The 1,902-nt window shown below is 67.9% G+C and carries 3 protein-coding genes; 2 read left to right on the top strand and 1 reads right to left on the bottom strand.

Going from position 1 to position 1,902, the window contains the following annotated elements:
- Together RHBS_RS27360 and RHBS_RS27355 are read left to right on the top strand one after the other, a co-directional pair.
- Positions 1 to 177 (top strand): carboxyltransferase domain-containing protein (locus tag RHBS_RS27360; RefSeq protein ID WP_128646905.1); only part of this gene is annotated, 177 nt, incomplete at its 5' end.
- Complete coding sequence (locus RHBS_RS27355) at positions 174 to 1,028, top strand: biotin-dependent carboxyltransferase family protein (RefSeq protein ID WP_128646904.1); 855 nt, start codon at positions 174 to 176, stop codon at positions 1,026 to 1,028. The genes RHBS_RS27360 and RHBS_RS27355, both read left to right, overlap by 4 nt.
- 101 nt (positions 1,029 to 1,129) lie before the next feature.
- Here the strand turns inward: RHBS_RS27355 and rlmB are convergent.
- A partial coding sequence (gene rlmB, locus RHBS_RS27350) for a 23S rRNA (guanosine(2251)-2'-O)-methyltransferase RlmB (RefSeq protein ID WP_187298668.1) occupies positions 1,130 to 1,902 on the bottom strand: 773 nt, incomplete at its 5' end.

The raw sequence follows: 1,902 nt of genomic DNA, 5'->3' as shown, positions 1-1,902 counted from the left end.
TCCAGCGTTCCGGCCGGCTCGGTGGGGCTGGCGGGTGAGTTCTCGGGCATCTATCCGCGATCCTCCCCCGGCGGCTGGCAACTGATCGGGCGCACCGACGCGCAACTGTGGAACCTGGACCGCGACCCACCCGCGCTGCTGCGGCCCGGCACCACCGTCCGATTCGAGCAGGCATGAGAGCCCTGACGGTTCTGCAGACGGGACCACTGTGCACCGTTCAGGATCGCGGTCGCCCAGGGTATGCGTCGATCGGTGTGGGGCGCTCGGGGGCCGCAGATCGGCTCTCGCACGATGCCGCGAACCGATTGGTGGGCAACAACTCCGACGCCGCCACGCTGGAAGTGACCTTCGGTGGCCTGAAGCTACGCGCCGAGTTCGACGCCGTCGTGGCCGTCACCGGGGCACACGTGATCTGCCGCGTGGACGGCACCGTGCATGGATTGAATTCGACGCTCGTGGTCCGAGCCGGACACGTACTGGAATTGACCACGCCCACATGGGGTCTGCGTAGCTACCTGGCCGTGCGGGGTGGGATCGACGTCCCCGCCGTCCTCGGCAGCCGTGCGACGGACACGATGTCCGGTCTCGGACCGGCAGCTCTCTCCGCCGGCGATGTGGTCGCCGTCGGCAACGGCAGCGGGGAATGGCCCGCCGCGGATTTCGTACCGCCGCCATCGAGCCGAGCCACATTGCACGTCACGTTCGGGCCGCGCGAGAACTGGTTCACCGAGCACGCCCGATCGCTGCTGCTGGAGCAGCCGTGGACGGTCACGCCGGACACCGATCGCGTCGGGATCAGGCTCGACGGCTCCGAGCCGCTGGCCCGCGCAATCGACAGCGAATTGGCCAGTGAGGGAATGGTTCTCGGATCGCTACAGGTTCCGCCGTCCGGGCAGCCGGTGCTGTTTCTCGCCGACCATCCCGTCACGGGCGGTTATCCGGTGATCGCCGTCGTCACCGCGGCGGACGTGTCCGCTGCCGCGCAGCTGACGCCCGGCAGCCGGATACGCTTCCGCGCTGTCGGTTGATTCCGGCTCCAGACAACCTCACACCCCTTTTGTCGACCTCCCACACCGGCTATCGCATGAGCGAGGGTGTGAGGTTCGCAGAAAGGGTGTGAGGTTAGTGCCTATCCGCGACGCTGACGAGCGATGTCGGCCAGTACGACGCCCGCGGCGACGGATGCGTTGAGTGATTCCACCGGCCCCGCCATCGGGATCGACAGGATGTGATCGCAGGTCTCGCTGACCAGACGCGACAGGCCCTTGCCCTCGGACCCGACGACTATGACGACCGGACCCTTACCGTCGAACGTATCGAGTTCGGTGTCGCCGCCGGCATCGAGGCCGACGACGGTGACGCCCTTGGACTGCCAATCCTTGAGTGTACGAGTCAGATTCACTGCTCGCGCGATGGGCAGGCGAGCTGCGGCACCGGCACTGGTTCGCCATGCCACTGCGGACACGCTGGCACTGCGACGCTGCGGGATCACGACGCCATGGCCGCCGAAGGCAGCCACCGATCGCACGACGGCACCGAGGTTGCGCGGGTCGGTGATGTTGTCGAGCGCGACGAGCAGAGCCGGCTCCTGGTGCGTGCGCGCGTTCGAGATCAGATCGTCGGGGTGCGCGTAGCGATACGGCGGCACCTGCAGGGCCAGGCCCTGGTGCAGTCCGTTGGCGCTGAGCTTGTCCAGATCCGAGCGGGGAACTTCGAGGATGGAGATCCGCGCATCGCCCGCCCGCTGCACGGCTTCCTTGAGTCGATCGTCGCTGTCGGTACCGACGGCAACCCACAGTGCGGTGGCGGGCACTCCTGCACGCAGGCACTCGACCACCGGGTTGCGACCGAGTACCACCTCGGGACCGTCTTCGGCCTTGCGTCCGGCCGGTCGTCCACCCG

Source organism: Rhodococcus sp. BS-15, assembly GCF_000813105.1.
Classification (GTDB): Bacteria; Actinomycetota; Actinomycetes; order Mycobacteriales; family Mycobacteriaceae; genus Rhodococcoides.
This window is presented reverse-complemented; position numbering and strand designations above follow the sequence as displayed.

Bases quoted from the DNA above. Each gene is read 5' to 3' on its own strand.
- RHBS_RS27355 (WP_128646904.1), top strand. From the start codon at position 174: ATGAGAGCCCTGACGGTTCTGCAGACGGGACCACTGTGCACCGTTCAG.